General features: G+C 45.7%; 21 protein-coding genes and 1 tRNA gene. 9 read left to right on the top strand and 13 right to left on the bottom strand.

The genetic code is table 11. From position 1 onward, the window contains the following. Positions 1-4: 4 nt before the first annotated feature. The 4 genes from MIC7113_RS06740 to MIC7113_RS06725 all read right to left on the bottom strand — a co-directional run bounded on the left by MIC7113_RS06740 (position 5) and on the right by MIC7113_RS06725 (position 4,686). Complete coding sequence (locus MIC7113_RS06740) at positions 5-733, bottom strand: Uma2 family endonuclease (RefSeq protein WP_015181432.1); 729 nt, start codon at positions 731-733, stop codon at positions 5-7. A 343-nt stretch (positions 734-1,076) separates the two neighbouring features. Further along, the gene (locus tag MIC7113_RS06735; RefSeq protein ID WP_015181431.1) at positions 1,077-2,729 is read right to left on the bottom strand and encodes an alpha-amylase family glycosyl hydrolase; all 1,653 of its coding nucleotides are present in this window, start codon (positions 2,727-2,729) and stop codon (positions 1,077-1,079) included. Between the two features lie 343 nt (positions 2,730-3,072). Further along, the gene (locus MIC7113_RS06730) at positions 3,073-3,297 is read right to left on the bottom strand and encodes a KGG domain-containing protein (protein ID WP_015181430.1); all 225 of its coding nucleotides are present in this window, start codon (positions 3,295-3,297) and stop codon (positions 3,073-3,075) included. Between the two features lie 759 nt (positions 3,298-4,056). Further along, positions 4,057-4,686: a precorrin-8X methylmutase gene (locus MIC7113_RS06725; protein ID WP_015181429.1), complete on the bottom strand. Its 630-nt coding sequence runs from the start codon at positions 4,684-4,686 to the stop codon at positions 4,057-4,059. Position 4,687: 1 nt separating this feature from the next. Here MIC7113_RS06725 and MIC7113_RS36030 point away from each other — a divergent pair, with 1 nt between their 5' ends. Then, complete coding sequence (locus tag MIC7113_RS36030) at positions 4,688-4,993, top strand: hypothetical protein (RefSeq protein ID WP_015181428.1); 306 nt, start codon at positions 4,688-4,690, stop codon at positions 4,991-4,993. Here MIC7113_RS36030 and MIC7113_RS06720 read toward each other — a convergent pair. The 5 genes from MIC7113_RS06720 to MIC7113_RS06700 form a co-directional block, all read right to left on the bottom strand. Next, the gene (locus MIC7113_RS06720) at positions 4,969-5,772 is read right to left on the bottom strand and encodes a TPM domain-containing protein (RefSeq protein WP_015181427.1); all 804 of its coding nucleotides are present in this window, start codon (positions 5,770-5,772) and stop codon (positions 4,969-4,971) included. The genes MIC7113_RS36030 and MIC7113_RS06720 overlap by 25 nt on opposite strands. 498 nt (positions 5,773-6,270) lie before the next feature. Beyond that, the gene (locus MIC7113_RS06715) at positions 6,271-6,876 is read right to left on the bottom strand and encodes a DUF948 domain-containing protein (protein ID WP_015181426.1); all 606 of its coding nucleotides are present in this window, start codon (positions 6,874-6,876) and stop codon (positions 6,271-6,273) included. A 10-nt stretch (positions 6,877-6,886) separates the two neighbouring features. Further along, positions 6,887-7,240 (bottom strand): YtxH domain-containing protein, encoded by a 354-nt coding sequence (locus MIC7113_RS06710; protein WP_015181425.1) that lies wholly within the window; start codon positions 7,238-7,240, stop codon positions 6,887-6,889. 271 nt (positions 7,241-7,511) lie between these two features. Continuing rightward, on the bottom strand, positions 7,512-7,898 hold the full coding sequence (locus MIC7113_RS33100) for a hypothetical protein (RefSeq protein ID WP_015181424.1): 387 nt from the start codon (positions 7,896-7,898) through the stop codon (positions 7,512-7,514). Positions 7,899-8,192: 294 nt separating this feature from the next. Further along, positions 8,193-8,265 (bottom strand) — tRNA-Phe (locus MIC7113_RS06700). A gap of 160 nt (positions 8,266-8,425) precedes the next feature. Between MIC7113_RS06700 and MIC7113_RS34530 the strand changes: the two genes are divergently transcribed. Beyond that, positions 8,426-8,590 (top strand): metallothionein, encoded by a 165-nt coding sequence (locus tag MIC7113_RS34530; RefSeq protein ID WP_071884126.1) that lies wholly within the window; start codon positions 8,426-8,428, stop codon positions 8,588-8,590. Between the two features lie 17 nt (positions 8,591-8,607). Here MIC7113_RS34530 and MIC7113_RS36025 read toward each other — a convergent pair whose 3' ends face one another. After that, entirely contained in the window at positions 8,608-8,766 is a 159-nt protein-coding gene (locus MIC7113_RS36025) for a hypothetical protein (RefSeq protein ID WP_155897950.1), read from the bottom strand. Between the two features lie 54 nt (positions 8,767-8,820). Here MIC7113_RS36025 and MIC7113_RS06690 point away from each other — a divergent pair, with 54 nt between their 5' ends. From MIC7113_RS06690 to MIC7113_RS06660, 7 genes are all read left to right on the top strand, one after another. Then, positions 8,821-9,240 (top strand): ArsR/SmtB family transcription factor, encoded by a 420-nt coding sequence (locus tag MIC7113_RS06690; protein ID WP_015181422.1) that lies wholly within the window; start codon positions 8,821-8,823, stop codon positions 9,238-9,240. A gap of 267 nt (positions 9,241-9,507) precedes the next feature. Next, positions 9,508-11,502, top strand: a complete 1,995-nt coding sequence (locus MIC7113_RS06685) for an iron uptake porin (protein ID WP_015181421.1) — start codon at positions 9,508-9,510, stop codon at positions 11,500-11,502. Positions 11,503-12,133: 631 nt separating this feature from the next. After that, the gene (locus tag MIC7113_RS33095) at positions 12,134-14,635 is read left to right on the top strand and encodes an iron uptake porin (RefSeq protein ID WP_015181420.1); all 2,502 of its coding nucleotides are present in this window, start codon (positions 12,134-12,136) and stop codon (positions 14,633-14,635) included. 59 nt (positions 14,636-14,694) lie between these two features. After that, positions 14,695-15,021: a hypothetical protein gene (locus MIC7113_RS06675; RefSeq protein WP_015181419.1), complete on the top strand. Its 327-nt coding sequence runs from the start codon at positions 14,695-14,697 to the stop codon at positions 15,019-15,021. A gap of 58 nt (positions 15,022-15,079) precedes the next feature. Beyond that, a complete protein-coding gene (locus MIC7113_RS06670) occupies positions 15,080-15,619 on the top strand; it encodes a GIY-YIG nuclease family protein (RefSeq protein WP_015181418.1) in 540 nt (179 codons plus the stop codon). A gap of 113 nt (positions 15,620-15,732) precedes the next feature. Then, positions 15,733-17,637: a serine/threonine-protein kinase gene (locus MIC7113_RS06665; protein ID WP_015181417.1), complete on the top strand. Its 1,905-nt coding sequence runs from the start codon at positions 15,733-15,735 to the stop codon at positions 17,635-17,637. 101 nt (positions 17,638-17,738) lie between these two features. Further along, a complete protein-coding gene (locus MIC7113_RS06660) occupies positions 17,739-19,001 on the top strand; it encodes a S41 family peptidase (protein ID WP_015181416.1) in 1,263 nt (420 codons plus the stop codon). Positions 19,002-19,076: 75 nt separating this feature from the next. On the opposite strand, the gene MIC7113_RS06655 is transcribed toward MIC7113_RS06660, so the two are convergent. The 3 genes from MIC7113_RS06655 to MIC7113_RS33090 form a co-directional block, all read right to left on the bottom strand. Then, a complete protein-coding gene (locus MIC7113_RS06655; RefSeq protein WP_015181415.1) occupies positions 19,077-19,916 on the bottom strand; it encodes a DUF4231 domain-containing protein in 840 nt (279 codons plus the stop codon). Positions 19,917-20,024: 108 nt separating this feature from the next. Beyond that, complete coding sequence (locus tag MIC7113_RS06650; protein ID WP_015181414.1) at positions 20,025-20,774, bottom strand: hypothetical protein; 750 nt, start codon at positions 20,772-20,774, stop codon at positions 20,025-20,027. A 205-nt stretch (positions 20,775-20,979) separates the two neighbouring features. Next, positions 20,980-24,210 (bottom strand): SLATT domain-containing protein, encoded by a 3,231-nt coding sequence (locus tag MIC7113_RS33090; RefSeq protein WP_015181413.1) that lies wholly within the window; start codon positions 24,208-24,210, stop codon positions 20,980-20,982. Positions 24,211-24,635 lie beyond the last annotated feature (425 nt).

The raw sequence follows: 24,635 nt of genomic DNA, 5'->3' as shown, positions 1-24,635 counted from the left end.
CATCTTAACTGAGAGTGTCGGGATCGATACCCAGTCCCCGCAATTGTTCTGCTAGTAATTGGGCGCGTTGTTCAGCTTTCTCGGCACGTTGTTGCTGTTGCTCCTTCTCTAGGCGTTCCTGTTCAGCGCGTTCATCACCTGTAAGAAGAAGATTCCCATCTTGATAACACCAGCGCAACCAAACATCCTGTCTGCCTTCAAATACACCTTCCCACAAGGTTAAACCTAGCCCAACTTGATCTAACCAGGTTGCTGATGTTTCAGAGTAGCGCATTCCTCGAAGTTCATGAATGCGAAGGACTTGCTGTCCTAATTGTTGGGTGGGGTCATAGACGATGTAGTAACTCACCCGCATGTGTTCGTAAATTTTCAGTTTATTCCCCAGTTCATCACCAACTTTGTTGGACACAATTTCAAGGACGACTTCAGGGGGTTTGCCAAACTTCCACACCAGATAAGAACGGTTTTGCTTGTCCCACCAATTTTCAGGCACTTGCACATCCAGACTGAGAAAAACATCGGGGACAATAGCAGGTTGACCATCTGTATGGTAGATGCCAACATTGGCTTCAGCTAGAAAAGTCCGCTCTTGTTCAGAACTGTAAAGAGTACCAATTAAAAATCGTTGTTGTTTGGCAGAGGCAAAGTTATCCACTGGCGTGTCATCTTCAGTGACTAGACTATTGGCGTCTGGTACGTAGTAATCATCACATATTAAAGGTTGCTGAACCATGAGTTTACGTCCTGTTGCTTGGTAAAGCGGTTCTGTGGAACATCGCTATTCTCAGGATAATTACTTAATCACATAAAGTACGATGCTCATTTTTTCCGTAAATCCACGCTTTCGCTCGTCGAGGCTGTAGTGCCAAGATTTCTTACAAATCTAGAGTTTCAAATCACAGATGACCATATCGAGCGATCGCTTACTTTATAGATAAGACTCCAATCGAGGAAGTAAAGCAAAAGTTGGGTTTTGCTCCAGCGTAGATAATCTAGTGGTTCTCAGTTGGGTGGAAGACACGATTTTAGTAGGGGCACGATATGTCTTGCCCCTACAGAAGTTTATGTAATTTTCCTTACTGCCAGACGAATACTTTCGCTTCGTACCCTCCCAGATCAACCATTATTTGGTTATCCCCAGCCTCCACATCATAATCCGCTGTCCACTCGTGCCAAGTGCCATTTTCAGGGAAATTAGGAATGGTATAACCCGCTAAGAAGTCATCTGAAAAATTGGCAACGACAACAACACGAGAACCTTCATCATTCCAGCGGCTATAAGCTAATACCTTAGCTTCTGGATTTTCATGAATAAATTCAATGTTTTCCGTATAGAGGGCATGATTATTTTTCCGAAGATGAATCAAGCCTTTACAAAACTCAAACAGATTACGATTTAAGTCATGTCCGAGTAACGTCCAATCGATTTTGGCTTGTTCTTGAGTTTTATACTTATACTCGCCAAACTCTTCACCCATCCACAGCAAAGGCACTCCAACCGCTGTCATCGTGAGTACCGCACCTAAGCGTCTCCGCTTAAATGCTTCCTCATCCAAAATGCCGCGATCGCCTAATTCTGCTAAAACATGATTGTGGTCATGATTCGTCAGGTAATTCACCACATTAGTGGCACCCATAAAACCTTGCCGCTTGCAATCAATCACATCCTTAAGACGCTCTAAATCAAAAGTATCCCCACAGATATGTTCCAACACACAATGATAGAAACTATCATGCCAGCAGCCATCCATTGGCCCATCTGCATTGGTAATGCTAGTCGTTTCAGGAATGTGCTCAGCCACGGTGTAAAAAGGCTTCATGCCAGCCGCTTTTTTGGCTTCCTGGACAATCCAATGCATGAAATCATAGTTAGCAATTTGCCGTGCTGCGTCGAAACGAATGCCGTCGATATGATATTCTTTCACCCAGAAATTTACTTGGTCACCCATAAACTTGCGTGCTGGGTAAGTCTCTAGATTTTCGTCGTAGAATTCGTAGTTAAACTCTGGCCCCCAGTTATTATCCGGGTCACGAGGAGAGTGGTGATACCAATAATCGTGGTCAATCTGCGTTAGAGGACTTTCGGATTCTGAGTGGTTATAAATCCCGTCCATAATGACACGAATTCCACGAGCATGACACTCATCAATCAGGTTTTTCAACTCGTTACTCGTGCCATAGCTGGATTCTGTAGCGAAGAAGTATCGGGGGTTATAACCCCAGCTATGATCACCAGGATACTCTTTGACTGGCATCAACTCGATCGCGTTAATTCCTAAGTCGGCTAGGTAATCTAATTTTTCTACAACATGCTTGTATTTACCTCTGGCGTAGGGGTCATCCTCACCACCGGAGAAGTCGCCAACGTGCAGTTCGTAGATGACTAGTTCATGATCGGCAGGTAATGGCTTATCGTCGTGTTTCCAAACATACGTATCAACAATTCGTTCCCCATCTTTAATCCGCACATTGGCATTTTGGGTAGAGTCATCAATATCGGTAGCGTAGGGGTCATTGACATCTACCCATTGGTCGGGTTCAAAAAACCATGATTTGGATTGTACACGAAATTTATACTGATAAACTCCATCCTCAAGATCAACCATTATCCGGAAATAACCCTCTTTATCTTTCTTCATGGGAATTTCTTCCCAGTTGGAAAAAGACCCGACTAAAGATGCTCCTTTGTTATAAGGAGCGAATAAGGAAAATTCGATTGAACTAGCCATTAGATTTATGAGGGGAAATTTTAAACAAGCTGAGCTGTATTGTCAGACTTATTTCCTAGCTATAGCATCCATCTAGAGTTAGATTTTCCTATTTTATAATCTGAGTTGGGAATAATTCGATTTTATCCTATTGCCACGATAACTCATTAAAAGTTTAGAATTTATGAGCAATTAAAACAATTTAAATGAACCCGATTAGTAGTGACAGTTACATAAAAACAAAAAACTACAATTGTGTATTTTGTAATTTATCACTAGCTTCCTTTAAATATAAAATATCTATAAAAGCCCCCTGTCTAAACAGAAGGCTTTTATGATTAACGAAAACTATTATCGATCTTTCTTATTTTTTGTGACTTTGTTTGCCACCTTCGCGACCAATTTCAGACATGTGTTTGCGATCTTGGCTTACAGTTTCGCCACCTTTGCGGCCTGCTTCTCTGGCTTCCTCTGAGGTAAATTCATGGGCTGTTCCCTTTTCGTGAGCAGCCTTTCCACCTTTGCTTGCAATCTCTCTTTGTTTATCCTCATCCATAGAGGCAAAGCCACGTTTGCTTTTATCTGACATAGTCTGTAGTCCTTTTATTAAAATTTTGGCAAATTTCTTCTATAGTTTAGAAAGTGGGAACAGCCATCTCTTCTCTCTTAAGAAAGAGTTACTATCTCCTTCTCATGACTGAGGTAATAAGTCCTTTTACCTATTGTCTTGCTGAAAAAAATAGATATGATTTCAGTTGGTATTCTCCATACCTAAAAGGGCTAATAAGGTTAAATTACGCTAATAATTCTTGATTAGGAAAGAGTAAAAATTAAGAACTCAGTGATTTATCTCGGAAGTAGCAGCAACCTCAAGTATTATCTTCTAGCCTGCTATGAAATAAATTACACTCTAATAGCTAAAGTGCTGAAGCGGGACTTTCTATGAGTAATCTATCAGTAAGCTGTTCAGCATTTAAATCACTTATTCGGATTCGCTGTCAAGATTCAGGCGTAAGGGTTTGGCGTTTTAGTCGTACCCAGTTTAGGTGCCTAACAGCTTAATCTATGTGAGGATGATTACCCCTAACAAACATATCTGCAATCAGCCGCAGCTAAACATTTATATTAGGGCTGTTCCAACCAAAATCAGATAAGACAAAACTAAGCCTAGGCGTCTGTTTGACAATTCATTACCAATTATTATTAAAAATGCCCCTATTGGGAGAATGTCAATTCATCGTTGCAATCACTTCTGTGAGGCTCAAACCCCTTACCATCCAACCTCATTTTAAAATCCCAAAACTGGAAACTGCCTAGCGATCGCCCAAGCCACATCGGCTTCACACCCTTAACTTAGATCACCATTATCCTGTCCATAGGCTTGCCAAGCCAAGTCTACCAATCCGTTAACGATTGCAGCGGCAACCACCGAACTTCCCTTACGTCCTTCAATCCGAATATGAGGAATCAAAGAATCTTTCAGACGGTCTTTCGCCACATCCACATCCACAAACCCCGAAGGTGTCCCAATCACTAACGCGGGTTTTATTTCCTCCCCCTCGATTAATTCAATCAGCGCCGTCAATGCCGTTTGAGCCTGACCTACCACGAAAATTCCTTCTGGATAGCGTCTGGCTAGGGTTTGAATTCCCCAAGCCGCTTGTGTCTTCTCCTTTTGCGGACGCGTCAGCGCTTCCATACTGCAATACACAGGGTTGGCAAAAGTATTTTGAATGTGAGGAGTAATCCCCACCTGCACCATTGGCACATCGACCACTATCGTAGTCCGAGCCGCCAATGCCGCCGCACCCGCCTGTAAGGCTCGCTCAGAAAACCGAATGAGAGACAGATATTCAAAGTCAGCCGTGGCATAAATCACTCGGCGCACAATCTCATATTCTGCCGCCGTAAAGATATGATCGCCGATTTCGCGGTCAATAATTGCCAGACTTTGGGCATCTGTCACATGCCATTCCATCATGTCTCTTAATCCAAATGTGATTTGTCAACTTGAAGTCCCGATAGATGTGGCGCTCACTCCCAAGTGGTGTGTACAAGCGCTAGCTGAAACTCTCTCATCCCTAACTTCCTGGTTGGAAGAGAAGATGAGATGCTCTCACTGTACTACAGGACACAGCCGCAGCAAATCACATTCGCCATTTTCTGCCGTTTTTATTTTATGCCTCAAAAAAAGGCGTCTTGCTCTGACCCCTGTGATGCAGACAAGACGCACTACTAACTTTAGTGATTTACTTAATATTTACGTCTCCGAGGCAGAGGATTGAGCGATGATCGGTGACAAATAAGCCACAAGGAAACCCAGGACAAAGCCGATTACGTTGCGAAAGAGTGGCAACCACTCTGAGGTGCGCGTCACCACAGGCCCAATTCCAAAGGCAATAAACAGAATGCCCCACAGGGGAGAGAAGATTAACGCCCATTGCCAAGCAAAAATTTGTCCCTCTTTACGAGGCATGGCGGCAAATCCACAAATCAGTCCACCCAAGACTGAAGTAATTAGCGTCAAAATCCACTGTTCCCGTGGAAGACCGGGGACGACCTGGCAACCCCCCTGACGTAGGCAAGTTTTAATCGTGTCTAATGAGTCAACAATCGCTCGGTTTTCACCATTTTCGCGGACATAGTAGAGGTTGCCGAATCGGGTTTGTAACTCAACCCAGAAGGTGCGAGGTAGGAATTGATACAGGTCATCCCCAACGTTGAAACCCAGGATATTACCGCCTCGTGAGTCAGCAATGAGTAAAACACTTTTATCGTTGAGTCCCCAAAAATCTTTGACCGCTCGACCCGGTGTGCGGTCGTATTGAGTTAAAACTCTCAGTTTCCAGCCCGTTTCAGTCTCGAAGTTCTCCAGATCTTTGACCAGTTCCTCTTCCTGAAGCGTGGGGAGAAAGTTCGCTAGATCGATGATGGGTGTTTGAGTATTGGGCAGTAACTCAGGGTTATCGAAAGCCTGCGCGGCTGGTGCGATCGCCCAAACTGAAACGGCTAGGAAAAACGCGGCTAGGGATACCAGAAGTCTCTTGGGAAAAAAGTGCTGCATTGTGGATTTTATCAAACTCAACAAGTGTGGACACTAAAGGGAGGGTTTAAACGACGGATTAGGTCAAACTCATAATTTCTTTACACTTGTTTACTTTAGTCTAATAATAGGGGCGATCGCAAAGCCTTGAGCGACTGAGTTAAGTCATCCTACCGCACGAGTTTCCACAGGCGTTGTGATCGCCCAAAAGGCAGCGTCCCTTGGGAGCAATCGAAAGTTGTCCTGGCGTCCATAGTAGACTCCCATAGGCTCCTAGCCCTACAAGTTACGCCCAATTCTATCCTCTGTAGTCGGTGGCGTTATGCTCCTACAGCACTTTGCGAGTTCGTGTGATACATTTCCCCCCCTTAATAAGGGGGGCTAGGGGGGTCAAAATGTACTTCATGAAGTTGCAAACTGCTGTATGTATCGCTGGATATAAAAGAAATATGAGAATGTTCTGTATTGAGCGAAACAGACTCTGGCATGGGGCTGGAAAAACTACTCCAGATCGAGGCTTTACTCTGGAAATTCTAAGCCTTCGTCTTCATGTTGCCTCGGCAAACGCGAATCACCTGGGCTGTTCTGATAGTAAGCCTCATGCCTGTTAGAGTCGTTATCTTCGTAATCAGCCTCATGTTCTTGATAAGGATTGTCGCTTGTGGCTGAATCAGTCATGGGGGCACTTCGATCACGCTCCCGCAGATCTAAAGCGGTTCTCTGAGAGGGTGGAAGACGATCAACGGATCGGCGTCCGAGGTTAGGACGTCTCCAAGTTTTCCAAGCGGCTTTGACTCCCGCAACCACACCACGCGTATTAACCTGCACGTTTTTCGCCTGGTTTTTAACGCCACTGAGACTTTGATCCACTTGCTTCGCCACTTGACCGGCGCTTTTTACGCCCTCGCTGACATCATCGGTCAAGTCGCTGATTTCTAGTCCCGTGAGGCGAATGGCTTCCAGAGTTGGCGGTAATTCCCGCCGGAGAGTATCTGCTAATTTTTCTACACTTCGAGCCGCCCGTCCTAACTCCTGTAAGGCAGGAATGGCTGCTATTAAAACAGCCGTTAAGCTGACAGCTACCAGTAGGATGGATAATCCTAACCAAAATAAAGGGTCAATCACCGGCCGTTGCCTACAGTTGGTGGTCAGGAACTGACGGGCGTGATTCAGCCGCAACGTCAGTTTTGGACGGTCTCAGGTCTAGGGTCTCTCGTTGAGAAGCTTCAATACCGGCGGCGATCGCTTCTCGGAGTCGGGCTAGTGTCCCATCCCAGTTCCGCAAGGCTGATTCGGAAAGACGATCCGCTTGCAGTTGCACACTGGTGGATAAATCTTCGGCTAAATCAGGTAAAGCATCTGCGGATTTTTTCAACAGTTGACGCGTATCCCGACCTGTGCGGGGCGCAATCAGTAAACCTGTCACAGTTCCAATCGCGCTGCCTAACAGCACACCACTAATAAATGCTCCAGCACTTTTCTTTGACATTTTTGGGTCTCTCTTCCTACACCAATTTTATGCAGATTTGCTCAGCGAGATGACTAACGAGTGCCTGAGACATCTGCTAGACCTGAACCTGTTGCCGATGATGATCGATTCAGCAATTGCTCATTTAACATTTTCAGGATGCGAAAGGCTCTGCCAATGTTCCCTGAGTGGGTCAGTGGAGCGCAGCTATTAGTCTACAGCTCGTAGCCCTAAGATAAATCTATACCTTAACAGGATTTGAGTTACTCTCCTGACAGATGGCTCTGAACCATTATCTTTTAGAGCGCTGTTGACGTCGTGACCGTCTAGATGATTTTGACTTCAAAACGTCAGCACGGGTGCGTTGGCGAAATCTCGTCGAAGAGCGTGCGACTATTGGCAAAAGGCTTTGTACGAAACCCAAGAAGCCCAAAATTTGTTGAATTCGTTGCAGCTGCATCTCTAGCTGCTGATAACTTCCTCTAGACCCGCGTATACCCAACTGTCCTTGAGAAATAGCTTGGGGGGCACCCTGTAAAGCGTTATGGGTATCACGCTCAAAGATGGTCACTACCGCTGTGGCGATCGCTAGTGCTCGACGCAAATTCCATAAGTACCAAGCCACATACAGGCATAGTAGTGAAATTACAACATTGATAACGACGACAACGACTACCATGCTTGAGGAATTCTTTTGGGAATGCCAGGAGGCAGATTTAAGGGGCTGACATTAGGATTTTCAGCTTTCTGGCAAGTTATTCCTTTTCAGTGTAAACCGTCTGCTTAATTCTTGGTTCATCCAGGTAGTAGGGTGGGTTAGCGGCAGCGTAACCTACCGAATCCAAACTTAACGGTGATCTGCGGCTTCGCCTAACACACCCTACGGTGAGTGCGATCGCTCAGTAGTCACATCAGGGTAAGAGGGCAAAAAAATCAAAAACCCCATCAATTGGGGTTACAGAGAAATATTGAATGCCAGGACGGAGATTTGAACTCCGGACACGAGGATTTTCAGTCCTCTGCTCTACCAACTGAGCTATCCCGGCTTGTTATTTTCGGCGCTTAACTAAAGTAGCAAATTTAACAAGTCTTGGCAACAGTTTAATTCCGGATTAAATCTTAAGGAATGTTAAGGATTACTTGTTCAGTATACCTGAATACCTGTTCATACGTTATATTAATAGCAGAATGCATAAGGAAACCATCATGACCACCGTAACTTCCATGAAATGTGCCTGTGATTCTTGCCTGTGCGTCATTTCTACCGATGATGCCGTAGACAAGGATGGAAAATTCTACTGTAGTGAATCTTGTGCCAATGGTCACACCGATGGGAAAGGCTGTAGCCATCAAGGTTGTACCTGCGGTTAGTTCTTACTCAAAAGAAATTAGAGTGCGATTGAGAAAGTTAAGCCACTCAACCGCACTTTGGGATTCTGTAATCCTTGCACCGTAACCTTCAGGGTTCTGTAAGAATAACTCGCGGCAGGGTCAACTTCAGGCTTCCCTGACTGTGGCTGAGAACGAAAATTGGAAACGCTAATCATTCTCATTCGTTAAGATGGAGTTACCCAGCGATACCTTGTAGAAACCCAACCCAAATGACAGCCCACCTTTCAGCTCAAGGGGCTACAGTCAGTCCCGTTCAGGAAATCAAAGATCTCAATTGTCATTCGCCACACCCGGTTGAGATGGATGATGTTGAACGGTTGCAACAAAAAATTCTCAGCACCGAAAAAGCCCAGCGGATGGCAGAATTCTTCAGCCTCTTGGGCGATACCAACCGTCTACGAATTATTTCGGTTTTAGCGATTCAAGAACTTTGTGTTTGCGACTTAGCCGCGATCCTCGACATGAGTGAATCAGCGGTTTCTCATCAGCTAAGAGCTTTACGCGCCTTGCGTCTGGTGCGTTATCACAAACGGGGTCGTAAGGTTTTCTATCATCTTCAAGATAATCACGTCCTCAACCTCTATAAGTCGGTTGCCGAACACTTGGAGGAGACAGACAGCGACAGTTAAAAGTTGAGGGCTGAGTCCCAGTATTTCAGGAGACTCATGGATCGCATCAGGACATACTCTACTGACTCATGGGTTGAAAAGTATTATCATTATCGCTTGGGAGAATAGGTTTCCTAGGACTGTCCTGGGCTGGGTTTGCCGAGGAATTTAATTTCTTGACAAAAATCGCCTTAAATCCCAAGAATTAAAAAAATTGATTATTTTTCTCATTAATAGTTAAATAATCTAAATTTCTTGAGCATTGTTAATGGGTGTGAGGATATAAACATGACTTCGAGAGTCTTTTGGCGATCTTGGCTGATCAGTCCAGCCATTTTAGGGGGAGCGCTGTTGGCGTCATCGAGTGCATTAGCGGCTGATGGTGCTGCTACCGCCAAAGTTGCGATTGATGTCTCTGAAGTGCCACTAGAGACGGTGACAACCCAGCCGCCAACCGATGAGCCTGCGATCGCCACCACCGAACCGATGATTGCAGCGAACCCGGAAAGCCAGTCGGGGAACTTAGCGTCTGTAGAGACTGAAGCGGCGGTGTCCATCTCTGAGTTGCCTGGGGAGGATAGAGATGTCAATGTAGTTGAACCCATCAATCCCTACAACCACAACAGTGAGAGTAATTCACTGGAATCAATTAATAAAGTTTCTCAGTTAATTCAAGATTCTCCTCAAGAAATTGATGGGAGTGATGCGGGTGTAATAGAACCCAGCTACGAAGATAGCACCGATCCCTTAGAGCAAGTTACAAATGTTTCTCAGTTAAGGGATGTGTCTCCAGGGGACTGGGCGTTTGAAGCATTGCGATCGCTCGTCGAACGCTATGGCTGTATTGCAGGTTACCCCGATGGCACCTATCGTGGCAATCGAGCGATGAGCCGTTATGAATTTGCGGCAGGATTAAATGCCTGTTTGCAGCAAATTGAGCGCTTGTTGGGTTCTGGTACAAACTTCGCGACGAAAGAGGACTTAACGACAGTACAGCGACTCATTCAGGAATTTGGGTCAGAACTGGCTAACCTGAGGGGTCGGGTGGATGGGCTAGAAGCACGCACAACAGAACTAGAACTGACTCAGTTTTCTACCACGACTAAGCTCAACGCTCAAGCCATCTTTGCCCTGACTGGTATCGCCACAGGGGAAAACGCCCTAGGAGGGAACATCCCCAACGTGGTAGCTTTTGGCGATCGCGTTCGTCTCAACTTTGACACCAGCTTTACGGGTAAAGATGTACTCAGAACTCGACTCCAAGCGGTAAACCTGGATTCCTACTCCGGTACTTCCACCTTTACACCAGAGGGAGATTTGCGATTTGGTGATGGTACCTTCGGCAGTGGTAGCAATAATGATATTGGCATTGATGCCCTGTTGTATGCTTTTCCCATTGGAGAAAAGACAACCGTTGTGATTGAAGCCAACGCAGGTGCACCGGATGACTTTGCCAATACAGTTAACCCGTTTATCGATGGTGACGGAGATACGGGTGCTCTATCTAACTTTGGAACCCGCAACCCGATTTATGGTTTAGTGGGAGGGGCTGGCATCGGCATCAGACATGAATTCAGCGATGCCCTGGAACTCAGCTTAGGCTATTTAGCGGGTGACGCTGGCACACCAGATGAAGGGAGTGGTTTGTTTGATGGTGCCTATGGAGCACTAGCACAAATCACCTTCAAGCCGATTAATCAGCTTACTTTAGGCTTGACTTACATTCATTCTTACAACGCCGACCTCACAGCGGGAAGCAATCGGGCTAATCTGCGTTCCGCCTTGGCAGACAACCCCAATCTACCTGAGCGGTTGGCACCCTTTGCAGGATTAGATTTACCCGTTTCCAGTAATTCCTACGGGATACAAGCCTCGTGGCAATTCAGCCCTAAATTTCTCGTCGGTGGCTGGGCAGGTTATACAGCCACTCGTACCCTAGCCCCACTCATCGCTACCGATGGCTCAGGATCGGTACTGGAACGGGGAGATATGAGTATCTGGAACTTTGCCGCCCACCTGGCTTTCCCAGACTTGGGGAAAGAGGGCAGTGTTGCCGCCATCATTGTCGGGATGGAGCCGAAAGTAACGGGGGCAAGCCGTTCTCTCAGAGATGCGATCGGCAAAGACTCAGACACTTCACTGCACATCGAAGCGTTCTATGAGTACAAGCTAACGGATAACATTTCCATTACACCAGGAGTAATTTGGCTCACATCTCCCGATCACAGCTCGAACAACAACGATATTGTGATTGGTGCGATCCGAACCACGTTTAATTTTTAAGTGTTATTTGGGTAGCCAATGATACTCAATCGTTAGCTCAGTTGGGAGTTAACTGGATATAGAGACACGCATTAGGGCGTGTCTCTTGTTAATGTTTATAGCCATTCGGTTGACTTGTGTCCCAACTCTATGGTCTACTTTTTAAAAATCATATTCTGCCAAAAAATTACTTTTTGCCTTAAGTATTAAAGCCGAATCGGCTCTGATTAAACGCTTTAAGTTGACAAACGTATTCCTTGTCTAAATCCACTCTTTAACCTGTGACTCTTGTGATAATAACAACAGTAAGTAAAAAAGACTGGGTTCAGGAAAGCCGCTATAGCCTTTGTGCAAGCTTGTTCTTGTTTGCAGCAATGATAATGTTCAAGGAGATAGCCACAGTCGGAAAAACTCCACCATAAATTAGCTTCGGCTGTTGATAGACAATCTTCAGAGTTTAAGGAATTCAACTGAAAGGTGACGTGTTCAATTAACCTCCTTTCAATCAATTTGCTATAGGCGTAACTGAGAAAGCTAGTAATCTATGGCATTAAATAATTGACAAAGTAGAGTTATCTCTTTGGTTGAATTCGTAACTCATGAAATCTCTGGCGATCACAAAATTAAAACAATCGATTTGTGAGGATATGAGATGTCTATAACTTGGTGGAATTCGTGGCTAACGAGTCCGGTAATTTTGGGAGTCGCTTTATTTGTCTCGGATAGTGTAATCTGCGGCGTTGCTTCAGAAGCTGCGATCGCACACCGTTCACCCCTTCAAGAAACGATTTTAGACGTAAAGACAGAAGGAAAACATCCTACAGGCAACAACTTAGTTGTTAGCACAACGCCAGTATTAGCAACGATTTCAGCAACTACGCTGGAGGAACCAAGCGTTGCCGATATTGAGGAAATGATACCCATAATAATGAGTGAAGATAAGTCCGTTGTTGTAGACATTGAGGTGCCGAAAACCACTGATGTCGTTAAGCCAGAACAACAGCTAAAATCGCTGATAACGACGCCTCCCAAAATGGTTGTTGAGAGTTCACCCACTTCAGTTTTGCTTCCAAAAGACGCCGATGTTTTAGAACAAATTGAGTCTTATACCAACGAAACCAATGAAAACAATCCCGACTCCCTAGATCAAGTCACTAACGTTTCTCAGTTACGAGATGTTTCTCCGGGTGACTGGGCGTTTGAAGCGCTGCGATCGCTGGTTGAACGTTACGGCTGTATCGCAGGTTACCCTGATGGTACTTATCGCGGCAATCGGTCACTGACCCGCTATGAATTTGCGGCGGGATTGAATGCTTGTTTACAGCAAATTGAGCGACTCATTAGCAGTAGTGGAGAAGAGTCGGTACGACGAGAAGATTTAGTCACCTTACAACGCATCATTGGTGAATTTGCGCCAGAATTAGCGGCGCTGCGGGGTCGGGTGGACGGCATAGAAGAACGCACAAATGAACTGGAACTCACTCAGTTTTCTACGACTACAAAACTGGATGGAGAAGCGATATTTGGCGTAGCAGGTATTGCAAGCGGTGACGATATTTTTGGTGAATCCGCTGATAACGTGTGGATTTTTGGCAGCCGTGCTCGCCTGAATTTAGAGACGAGTTTCACGGGTCGAGATTTGTTGAGAACTAGGCTTCAAGCGGTTGGTCTTGAGACGTTTACTCCCCGAACCCAGACTTTTGAGGGAAATTTGGCATTTGCGGGTGAAGATGCCAATAATAATGTTGAAATTGATGCACTGCTTTATAGTTTCCCCATCAGTAGCAGCACACAAGTGGTGTTGATGGCGAATGGAGGTGCCGCCGATGATTTTGCCAGTACAGTGAATTTCCTTGATGGCGATGGTGGGTTCGGGGCTTTGACTCGCTTTGGCACCCGCAATCCTATTTATTATTTGGTGGAAGGGTCTGGAATTGGCATCAGGCAACAACTGGGTAAGACCTTTGAACTGAGTCTAGGATATTTAGCGGGTGACGCGGGTAACCCAGCAAGCGGTGGGGGTTTATTCAATGGGCCTTATGGGGCGATGGCACAACTGGTTTATAAACCCAGCGATCGCTTCCAGATTGGTCTAACTTACATTAACTCCTATAACCGTGAAACCCTCACGGGTAGCCCTCTTTCTAATCCTCAATCCTTAATTCGTACCCTCGCCGGTCAACCCATCAGTACTGGCGACGTTCCCCAACCTGCACCAGGAATTGTTCCCACCACCTTTTTTGCCGGACAACAAGTTCCAACCGGAAGCACCATTCCTGCAAATACAACACTGCCACCGGGAACACAGCTTACGGCATCCCTCGCGCTTCCCTTTCCACTTCCCGATGGACTGCCCTTTCCCATCACGGTAGGATTTATCACATTTCCTCCTGGAACCCCAATACCCGCCGGAGTGCCAATACCCGCTGGAACCTCCCTTCCCAATGCCACCCCGATTCCCCAAGACTTCGTCCTCCCCGTACCCATCAGTCTCACCACTCCAGGCACATCCCTAACAGCGCTGGTTCCCGGAACCCCCCTGCCGCCGGATAATTTTACAGGTACCTTAGGGGATTTATTGCAACGACCCGATTTTGCAGGGTTTCCCCTGGGATTTGACCTGAATATCCCAATTATCAGCAATTCTTACGGGTTACAGTTCTCCTGGCAGGCCAGCGATCGCTTTGTTTTAGGGGGTTGGGTCGGCTATACCAATACCAGCACTCTATCGACAGGCAATGGATTATTATCCCGTGGCAGTATTGATACCATCAATGGGGCAATTACTTTGGCATTCCCCGATCTCGGTAAACAAGGTAACTTAGCCGGGATTATTGTTGGTGTTGAACCAACGGTGTTAAATAGCGATATAGAAGTTAACCAAAACCTGGTCAATCCTGCATCCATTAACAATCCCGCCTTAATTCCGGCTGGACTCGCATTACTGAATTCATCCCCCCGACTCAGACAGCTTATTAATACCTTTGATAATCCAGACCCCGATGTTTCACTGCATGTAGAAGCGTTCTATCAAATGAAGGTCACGGATAATATTTTCATTACGCCAGGAATTATCTGGATTACAGCACCTGGTTCCCTCGCCGGTAATGCTGACCTCGTAATCGGCACCCTCCGCACGACATTTCGTTTTTAGCGGTACCTTGTGGATTATAATCAGCCAAATGGCAACCTATTCAACAATCATCTTAAAAGATGGCTCGCTTAAAAATTCTTAACAACTACGATAGCCGTTTTGTTCTCGCTCCAGAAGCTAAAGAAAACTTATTTAGTTTATTGACGAGTGAACCCTTCTTAAACCAAATCGCCGCACAAGGGCAATGTCAAAAGGTTGAATTTACAGAATTACTTTTTCAGCCCGTTCCCTACTCAACAGCTACACCCAAAGGAATGCCAGCCGAGTTTGAACCGTACCATGCATCGGATGATTACCTGATCATTAATGTGCCACCGAACTTTATGTTCAAAGCGAAAATTATGACTCCCAGCCGTCTATGCGCGATTTATCGAAAAATAGCCTAAAGGTGTGACTCAAGAAGAACGTAAAGAATAATTTTAAATTTAAAATCTTGAATTCCTGATGGTGTCTGAAACTCAAATTTCCTCTCTGGCTGAACTCGACTATATTCCTTATCTGGAAGAAACTGGCAATTTGCCGGAACAATTGCAAGGAAAAATCGGCGTATACGCAATTTTTGATAGCGATAAAACGCTGCAATTCATAAACTATTCCCGTGACATTTATCTCAGCCTCAAACAACATTTAGTTCGTCAGCCTGAATCCTGTTATTGGATTAAAGTACAAACCATTGACCGTCCTAATCGTACCCAATTAGAAAACATTCGAGAAGCTTGGATTCAAGAAAATGGTACGATGCCGATTGGCAATGGAACAGATGAAGCGGCATGGACTCAGCCCATTGATGCCAAATTAACGATGACGGATCAAGAGAAAGAAAGCTATGAAAAAGGGGATGGGTTGACCCAAGTTAAGGTCTTAAAACAAGTAGCACGGCGAGTTGAAGCGAAAATTTTAGAAACTCTCAAATATCGTGGTGTGCAAACCGAAATTAGATTTAATCCAAAGCTGAAAGAAAATGGTTTACTTGACCTGAAATAGAAGCTTATCTCCTTGGGGGGATTCCTAAAAGCTATATACGAGTAGAATTCAGGAAACATCTAGATGTTGATAGACATCCATTTTTATAATATCTAGACTTTCCTAAACCGCTCATGACGCCAACGCTGCTCAATAATCGCTATCGCATACTCCGGACGCTGGGTGCTGGTGGGTTCGGTAACACGTTTCTTGCCGAAGATACCTATATGCCTTCGGGACGGCGCTGCGTGATCAAGCAGCTAAAGCCAGTGACACACGACCCTCAGGCTTACAAGATAGTACAAGAGCGGTTTGGGCGGGAAGCGGCAGTTTTAGAGGCACTGGGGGATGGAAACAACCAGATTCCCCGGTTGTTTGCTTACTTCTCAGAAGCTGGACAGTTTTACCTGGTACAGGAATACATTGAAGGCGACACCCTGACGCAAAAGGTGGAAAAGGGTGGAGTGCTTTCTGAGAATGAGGTTAAACAGATATTGGTCAGTCTGTTGCCGGTGCTGGATTATGTCCATAGCCAGCGCATGATTCACCGAGACATCAAGCCGGATAACGTGATTATCCGACAACGGGATAGATTGCCTGTGCTGATTGATTTTGGCGCTGTTAAAGAAGCGATGAATACCCAGGTGAACCTACCCGGTAATCAGGCTCACTCTATGGTAATTGGGACGCCTGGGTTTATGCCTGCGGAGCAAGCTGGGGGACGCCCGACGTATACCAGCGATTTGTATAGTTTGGGCTTAGTGGCGGTTTTTTTACTCACGGGAAAACTGCCTCAAGAATTGGGAACCGATGACCGCACAGGCGAGTTTTTGTGGCGACGAACGGCTCCGAATATCAATCCTAATCTGGCAATGGTCATTGATCGCGCCATTCGGTTCAATGCTAGCGATCGCTTTGCCACAGCTAGAGAAATGCTCAACGCCTTACAATCAGGTGACGGTGTTTCCGAAATGGCAACATTAGCGGTTGCTCCAGGTGGTTTACCAGCAACGCCAAACCGCTCAACTCCCCCTATTGCCAACCCTTCCCCCGGACACACAGTTCCCGTCGGCTCAAGTCCCGCCCTTTCAGGAAAGGGACGCAAGCCCCTGATTATCGGCGCTTTGGTGGCAGGAAGTTTGTTTCTTGCTGTGGTAGGACTGGCGTTGGGCTTAAGGCGAGGGGCTGAACCCGCCAGTACAGTCTCGTCCTCGTCTGATCCAAGCTCAGAACGAACCACCACCCAGCAACCCTCATCCTCTACCTCTTCACGCTCACAGTCTACCAATTCCGATCCGACTTCAGAACAACCTACGACCCAGCAACCCTCATCCTCTACCTCTTCGCGCTCACGTTCACAACCTAGCGATTCTAATCCGACCTCAGAACGAACGACGACCCAGCCACGACAGGGAAGCACGCCAGTCTCAGGTTCACAAGCTGGGGAAATCACGCCCTCACCAGTACTCCCTAACTCCTCCTCGTCTGAGCGATCGCCCCAAGGACGTGCCTCAAAAAGCATACCGTCTCCAGAACTTTCACCGTCACAGAGTTCGTTCCCACCCCAATCCATTCCCGTTCCCTTACCTGAAGCAGGAAACACAAACCAAAATTCTGAGCCGTCTAGAAGGATTCCAGCATTTCCCGCAGGAACACAGCAAAGTTATATCAAAGAAGAATTAGGCCAGCCCTCAAAAGCAAGCAAGGGTATGTGGAATACCCGTGCGCTACTTTATGAAGATTTTGTACCCGGTCAAGCTAGCTTAGGATATCTGTATGACCCTAGTTCCGGGCGGGTTCGCCAAACAGAGGTATCTTTTTCCGACTCTGTTGATATGAAAACGATGTCAAGGACATTAAATCAGTTGCTCAATGGCAACGCCTCTGCGGACATCAAGCAAGGGCTTGAAGCGGTATATCAGCAGAAATCGAATCGTTATAGGTTCGTGAGCGGTCGAAATAATAGCCTTAAAGGTGTCATTGAACGGAATGAACCCGGTCGCATTTACGTGGCTGTCTGGGAAGCCGACCTGCATTAACTGATGCCAATTGGCAAGTTGAAAGATGATTTTGCTATTGGGTCATTAGTCATTGTTAATCATTCATTGTTCTACTACTATTTTCTATTTCTCAATGACTAATGATTAACTTTCTAGGCTCCAAAATTTTAAAATTTATAACTATAATCAGTTTGATTGTTTTCATTATCGTTTGGCCTATATTCCTTAAAGTTTCCTCAGCCCAAGGTTCACCCTATCAAGCGACCTTGAACGAAGTTTGGCAAGAGGTGAATGACCATTTTTTTGACCCCAACTTTAATGGAGTGAATTGGAAGGCGAAGCGACAAGAGTATGAAAATCAGCTTAAGCCAGTTCAGTCTTTAGAGGAAGCCTCGGTGGTAATTAATCAAATGCTCTCCGAACTCAAGACTTCTCATACTCATTTCTATACTAAACAAGAGCCAGCCTATTATCAATTATTGGGGATTTTTAACAGAGGTTCATTTAGAAAAGAACTTGAAAGAATTTTTTCAAATGGAAAATTAGACTATACAGGAATCGGAATTTTTACTAAAGACATTAACGGAAAAATTTTCATTTCAGGAGTTATTGACGGTACGCCTGCTGCCCAATCTGGGTTGAAAGTAGGAGATGAAGTGATAGCCGTTGATGGCAAACCGTATCAGCCGATTCAATCTTTCGCTAATAAAGCAGAACAAGAAGTGAAGGTATCGATTCAACAGAGTCCTGACCCCAAAAGCCGCAAGGATTTAACTGTAATTCCCAAAAAACTTAACCCGAATAGGCTTTTTTTAGAAGCGATGCGGGAAAGTACTAAAATTATCGAACGCGATAATAAAAAAATTGGCTATATCCATATCTGGTCGTATGCTGGCGATCAGTATCAGCAACAACTCATTGAAGAAATTGGCTTTGGCAAACTTAAAGATGCAGATGGTTTGATACTCGATCTTCGAGATGGCTGGGGTGGAGCCGAACCAAATTATCTGAATATTTTCAATAAACAAGTTCCGATATTGACTCAAATGAGCCGTGATGGAGTAAAAAGAACAATCGATCTGCAATGGAGAAAACCCGTTGTTATGGTTGTTAATAACGGCTCAAGAAGTGGCAAAGAAATTTTGGCTAATGGATTTAAAAAATACGGGATTGGAAAATTAATTGGGACAAAAACAGCAGGGGCTGTTGTGGGTGGCAGCCCCTTTCTGTTAGAAGATGGTAATCTCCTATATCTAGCTGTAGTCAATGTTTGGGTTGATGGAGAACGTCTGGAAGGAAAGGGTGTTATCCCAGATATTGAGGTTCCTTTTCCGCTAGAGTACGCTCAGGGAAAAGACCCTCAATTCAATAAAGCCGTAGACGTTCTATTCAAACAACTTTAAACATTGTTTTCCCATCAGGTTCACTCTGTTTAAGAGTTTCTTGGATTGGGTGAAATTAAGAGATTCATACTAATTTTATTTAGGCTCAACTCCTGGAGACGAATTCGCAACGAGCGGAGGGGACAGCGAAGGGATGCTTGAATCTTTATTGTCCAGGTTGTTGTTTGACTCTAACTGAGTATGGGGGATTGAGTCAGAAGTCACCAACTCTACCTTATCCTCCTTAAGCAAAACCACTGGAGGCGAGGGCTGATGGGTTTGGGCTGTTGAATGAGGCGACAATTCAGTATTCGTGGCAGAGGGTGGTGGTTGCAAATGCTCACTTAGCCGTATATTAGCCAGTGCTATGTTTTGAGCCATGACAGCTTGCGTAGCCGCTTTGATTTCGGTATCCGACTCCACCGCCTGACTAATATACCCCTCTACATCTTGTTGGATGATATTCTCTACGTTACTCGCAAACGTTGGATAAGCTTCACTGTGATTTTTGGCATCTTTATAAGGACCCGTTAACTGAAAGAATTGCCAGCCCTGAATCTTCATGTTCTCAGCCGTGTTACGATAGCGCCGGTAGTTCTCACCAAAATGAAAGAATTCTTCTACAGCAGCGCTGATAGCAACCGCTTGACTTAAGCCAAACGCTGTCCATCCCAACAAGTGTTTTAAGTTTTGCTGTGAAATATTCCCACTGTTGGCGCTGACGACAGCCGGAACAAGAACACCTCCGATAATCGTAATCAGTCGCAGGCTATTGTGGCGACTACGAGATTTAGTCGCTCGACCTTCCAACCACAAAACTTGATCCAGCCAACGGCTTTTCATAAACCGTTTCTGCAAAGAAGGTAGCTCGATTTCTTCAATCAGCTCACTCATTTCTTGCTTGAGATAGTCATTATACGTGTTCTTTTTTGCCATGGTGTGCTCCCCGGTTTGAGTAGTTAGTTAGCTACTTAAATATGGAAACTTTTGACTCAAGCTACGTCCGTGTCCGTTTTTATATTTCTAGCTCTGAGTCGGTGGTCATTAAATATGTAGTAATCTAGATAGAATCTCTTTAATCACTGCCGTGACACGATCGGGATGTTCGAGTAAGGCGATCGCTTGCATTTTCCCTGAAGCCGCTAGTTGACTGGCTCTTGGATCGGTTTGTTCTCCGCGCAGCGCAGCCGCTAATTTATCCGCTGTTCGTCCTGTACCATCCAAAGTGACGACGGGTCGGTTTGCTTGCACACTGTAGGATACATCTTGAAAGGTGATTTCACCGCCGTTGACCACAATCGTGGCGGAGGGAAATCCTTGAGATAAGACAGTGGCAATGTAGGCTAACCAAGGCGATTCATCACCCCAATTTGTGCCAGGAACCAGGATGAAGTGTGTGTGGTTTGGCTCCAAGGGGGCTGCATCCGAACTAGGAGCAGGAACATTCGGGACAATTACTGTGCCGAGCGCCGCCACGCCTATCAGAGGGAAAGTTCCACCGCTCTGAGTCCGAGCTTGACCCATAAACCGCATAATCCCAGCGTCAGTGCCACCATCCACAACAGTCACTCCTAATTCTTGAGCCAGTGGGGCAATCTTGTCAGTAAATAGCTGTTGTAAGCGGGCTTTGTCAGCTTCGCCAATCCCACTCGCGCCACCCACCAACACTAACGTCGGACGAGTCCTGTGAAGACCGATTGTAAGCAAGGCTTCAGACAATTCAACGACGTTATGAACCTGAATGGCTTTGGCACAGAGTTGATTAGGGAATGTCAAATTACACGGTCTTTCCATGGAATGGTAATTAAAGATGAGAGGTGTAGACACAAGTTTAACTGGCGAGGAAAGACGCTTTTTAGGATTAATTAATTAAGAAAGCTTAGACATTAGGGAAGTATGAGCATTTCTCTCAAAACACAAGGGACGCGAACCTCTGTTGGAGGTAATGGCTAACGCGTCCCGCTACCTTAGGGGAACTGACACTTCCCTAATGCGATCGCTAACTCTCTTGAACTTGACCCGCCATTTCTATTGTTTTGGGAAACTCTACGACTTTTTCATTCATCTTCCAGTAATCAAACTTCGTCGTATCGATATGTTCGACAATTCCTCCCAGTTGACGTACTTGTTGAACCATATCCCCAGTGCCACCTGGCGCATCACCGCCTTTGCCATTCCACAAGACAACGAGCCGCACTCGCTCGATGCCGTACATTAACGTGGAGTAGAGCGCCCAGCGATTGTTGCGCTCATAGGGACTATCTCCTTCAGGCACACTGCCCAGACGTTCGGGTTGGAGGTGGATGGTTACATTAGGATGCTTCTGAATGGCATAGAAACGGGCAACCCAATTATCACCTGCAAAGCTGACTGAATCTTGAATAAACTCGGCCTGAGAAAATGTGAGAAACACTTCAACTTTGATATTGCGCTCCAAGCAGGCTTCGATAAACAAAATATCTCCGCCACAAGCCGCTCCTGGTGCTATTGCCATCGAGCCTGAACAGGCATGTAACTTATCCAATACATCCTCAATTTTTTGACGAGCCTCGCGTTCCATGTCCGCCGGGAAACGAGGTTGTGCACGATTGGGACTATCAATCATGTGACCAGAGAACAAGAACACCGATGCTGGTTCATTGCTGGTTGTGTCTGCAACCGCTTCCTCTTGGTCTTCAAATCGCTCAAGTTCTGCTTGAATTACAGCGATGCCAGACTGAACATAATCTGGGCGGAACGAGAGTGCCTCCAATAATTTCAGTTGATCGAGGGTCGATTTCAAGGCAAATTTGTTTTTCCCCGCTAGGGTAAAGGCTTTTTTGTAAGCTTTCATCACCTGTTTCGGGTCCTCAGCCGTGCAGACGGCGAAATCAGCTAAACAGACAAAGACCCAAAAATCATTGGATTCCCGTTGAGCCACACTGTCCAAGGTAAATTGAACGGCTCCTTTGAGTGAGGGCAACTGTTGCCGAATGGCTTCATCTTCTAAATCGCTATCCTCGCCAACCTGCTCCACCAGGTGTTCTAAAACGCAGGAAAAAATTAGGGCACTGATTCCCGAATGGTAATGATCTTGATTTAAGCGATAGCCTTTGAGGTAAGTTTTAATCGCTTTTCTGAGTAAGTGAGCCGCTTCGTAAGCCTCTTCTAAGCGCTCTTGCTCATTTTTGATCTTGAGCCATTCATCCCGCCACATTTCTGTGTAAATGCCAGCTAAATAAAACAGCGCCTTGATATTGTTCGGTTCATCCTGGAGCAACCCCTCCAATTTCACGATCGCTTCTTCGGATTGCTTCAATCGGCTCAGATGAAACGCTTCTTCCAGCCGGAATTCGGAATTTTTAGAGTTAATCTTCAGCCCTTGTCGATATTCTTGGAGAGCGAGGGCATGATTCCCCAAGTTCTTTAAGGCTTTACCTGCGTCTGCGATCGCTTCTTCTTTAATCAGAGGATTGCGGACTTCTTCTGTTAACAACAACACATCCCCAATCCGCTTTTGTCGCTGAGCAATTAGGACTAACTCCTGCCATTCCTTGTACTCCTGCCAATAGCCCGTTGCCAAGGGGGTTCGTAATGCTCTGCGATCGGGTTCTTCCAGACCTGCGAGTAATTGAAAAATCGGGCTGTGAATTCGGTTTTCGTCTGACTCCCAGGTGGCACGAGCCATTTTAACGATCGCCTGTTTATCTTTCTCCAAGTGTTTGGGGTCAGGGCAACCATTTTCATCGCATTGGTAAGGAATCGTGCGGACGTTGAAAATGTCGTAAGGCATGTAAGCCCGACCACACTGAATATGCACTAACCCCCGCTTCCGCAAGGCATGGCGAACACCCAATTCATAATAAACATTGGCATTATCAATACTGAGGTCAGTCAGGACTAAATCTGCCAGCAAAAGCTCCTGAAACATATCGGTTAAGATATCGCCACTCACGCTTTCTTCATCGGCTCGAAAGGACTCAAATCCTGCCTCTTCCAGAGCTGGCTTAATTAACTGCTGATAAATACTATTGAAATCAATCCAACGTCCATCCGGGCCTTTTTTCCGACCAAACGGCATCACCACAAAGGCATGAGGTAAGTCTTTTTTATTTTGTTTCTTTGGCTCTTGTTTTTCAGGTTTAACAACTTCAATTTCTACAGTTTCTTCGGGAATAATCTCTGTTTTAGCGGGTAAAATTTCGAGTTGAGTCGATTTTTCGGGTAACAGAGTTTGCTCAATCTTACTCAAAACAGGCTGACTCATCACTTGAGTCACCATATCGTTCGGTTGAGTGCGTAACTCAATCACCGCCTCACGCATTTGGTTAATGTCTTGATTATGCTGGCTCCAGAGAACTTTTTCGGTGGCAATGACTAATTTAAAAAATTCAGCCCCCGTTTGTTCCGGTGGCCTTAAACTTTGCCAATGGTCGCGAATAATATTAAGTTCTAGAATGAGCTGGTTATAGTTTTTGACCACCAAGTCCAGCCGGCTCACTTCCAGCCAAATGATTAACGCTGTTCCCAGTGAAGTCGTAAAGGCGACCCAAATGTTCAGACTGCCACTGAGGGCTGGGAGAAAGGCACTCAATGCCCCAAACGCCAAAATGCCCGTTTGTAGACGAGTACGGGTTTGGTGTATGTTCTCTAATTCTTGAGAATAGGACTTAAGGGGGGCTTCTACGCGATCGCGCAAGTAGTCGTCTGGCCCTAAATCAGTCAAAACCAAAACGCTGTTTGGCTCATTACCGGGATAATCCGGCAGAATTTCACCTGTGTAAGGTTTGATAATCCAATTACTGCCAATCGTCTCCACTACTTGGCGCTGAATCTGACTAACTCGTTCCAAAAGCCACTGATGACGCTGGGGTTGCCCTTGCAGGAGAGTCCGGTAAAGGTAAATCTCTTTTCTAATTTCCTGAGCACCTGTTCTAAAAACTCGCCAGTATTGTCCCTGCTGTAGTCTGTTGGCAAAGACTAACATCACCGAGCCGATTAGGGGGACTAATATCAAGGAGGCTCTTAGCACCTGGCCTAGAGGTGATACCATCAGACTGCTATCAGACCGAGACGTGAGGATAGCTAGGAGCGTGGCAACTACCGCCAGAGCCATGACCCAACCACGCAGCCTTAAATATTGCTTATAGGCGGCCTCGGCATTTGTTTCCAGTTGAGCGTAACGCTGCCAAGCTGTTTCTAAGGCTAAAGATTGAGCTTTATCCAGGCTCTCTATTTGGTTTTGCATCATGGTATGTTCCTTTAGTAAATGATCTGCTGTCCCCAATCGCTATTGGGTCTGAATTTCAAAGACGAGTAGAGCATCCCACTACACTAGAACAGCAAGCCAGTCATCATTGTGAGCGCTCAAGACGGCTTTACTCACGATGGAATCAGCAGGAAGCCACGTCACTTCAGTGCGCCTACGAATGCACAGAGATCGACTTGAGTGGCAGTGACAAGGGTATTGCCATCGGGACTGAACTCGACGCATCCATTAACTTAAATTTATCATTCATACATCCCCCTGAAGACGTAATTATGGCTCTATTGCCTAGGGTAATCTGTCTTTTTTCGATTTGGGGGAAAAATACAGGCTTCTTGTGGGTGCAAACCCTTACCCTCAATCGATTTTAGTCTTGCTCCAAGTTTTTTACGATGAACACTGAGTGTAAG

It is taken from the genome of Allocoleopsis franciscana PCC 7113 (assembly GCF_000317515.1).
Lineage (GTDB): Bacteria > Cyanobacteriota > Cyanobacteriia > Cyanobacteriales > Coleofasciculaceae > Allocoleopsis > Allocoleopsis franciscana.
The sequence above is the reverse complement of the archived record's forward strand: the minus strand, read 5'-3'. Positions and strand labels throughout refer to the sequence as shown.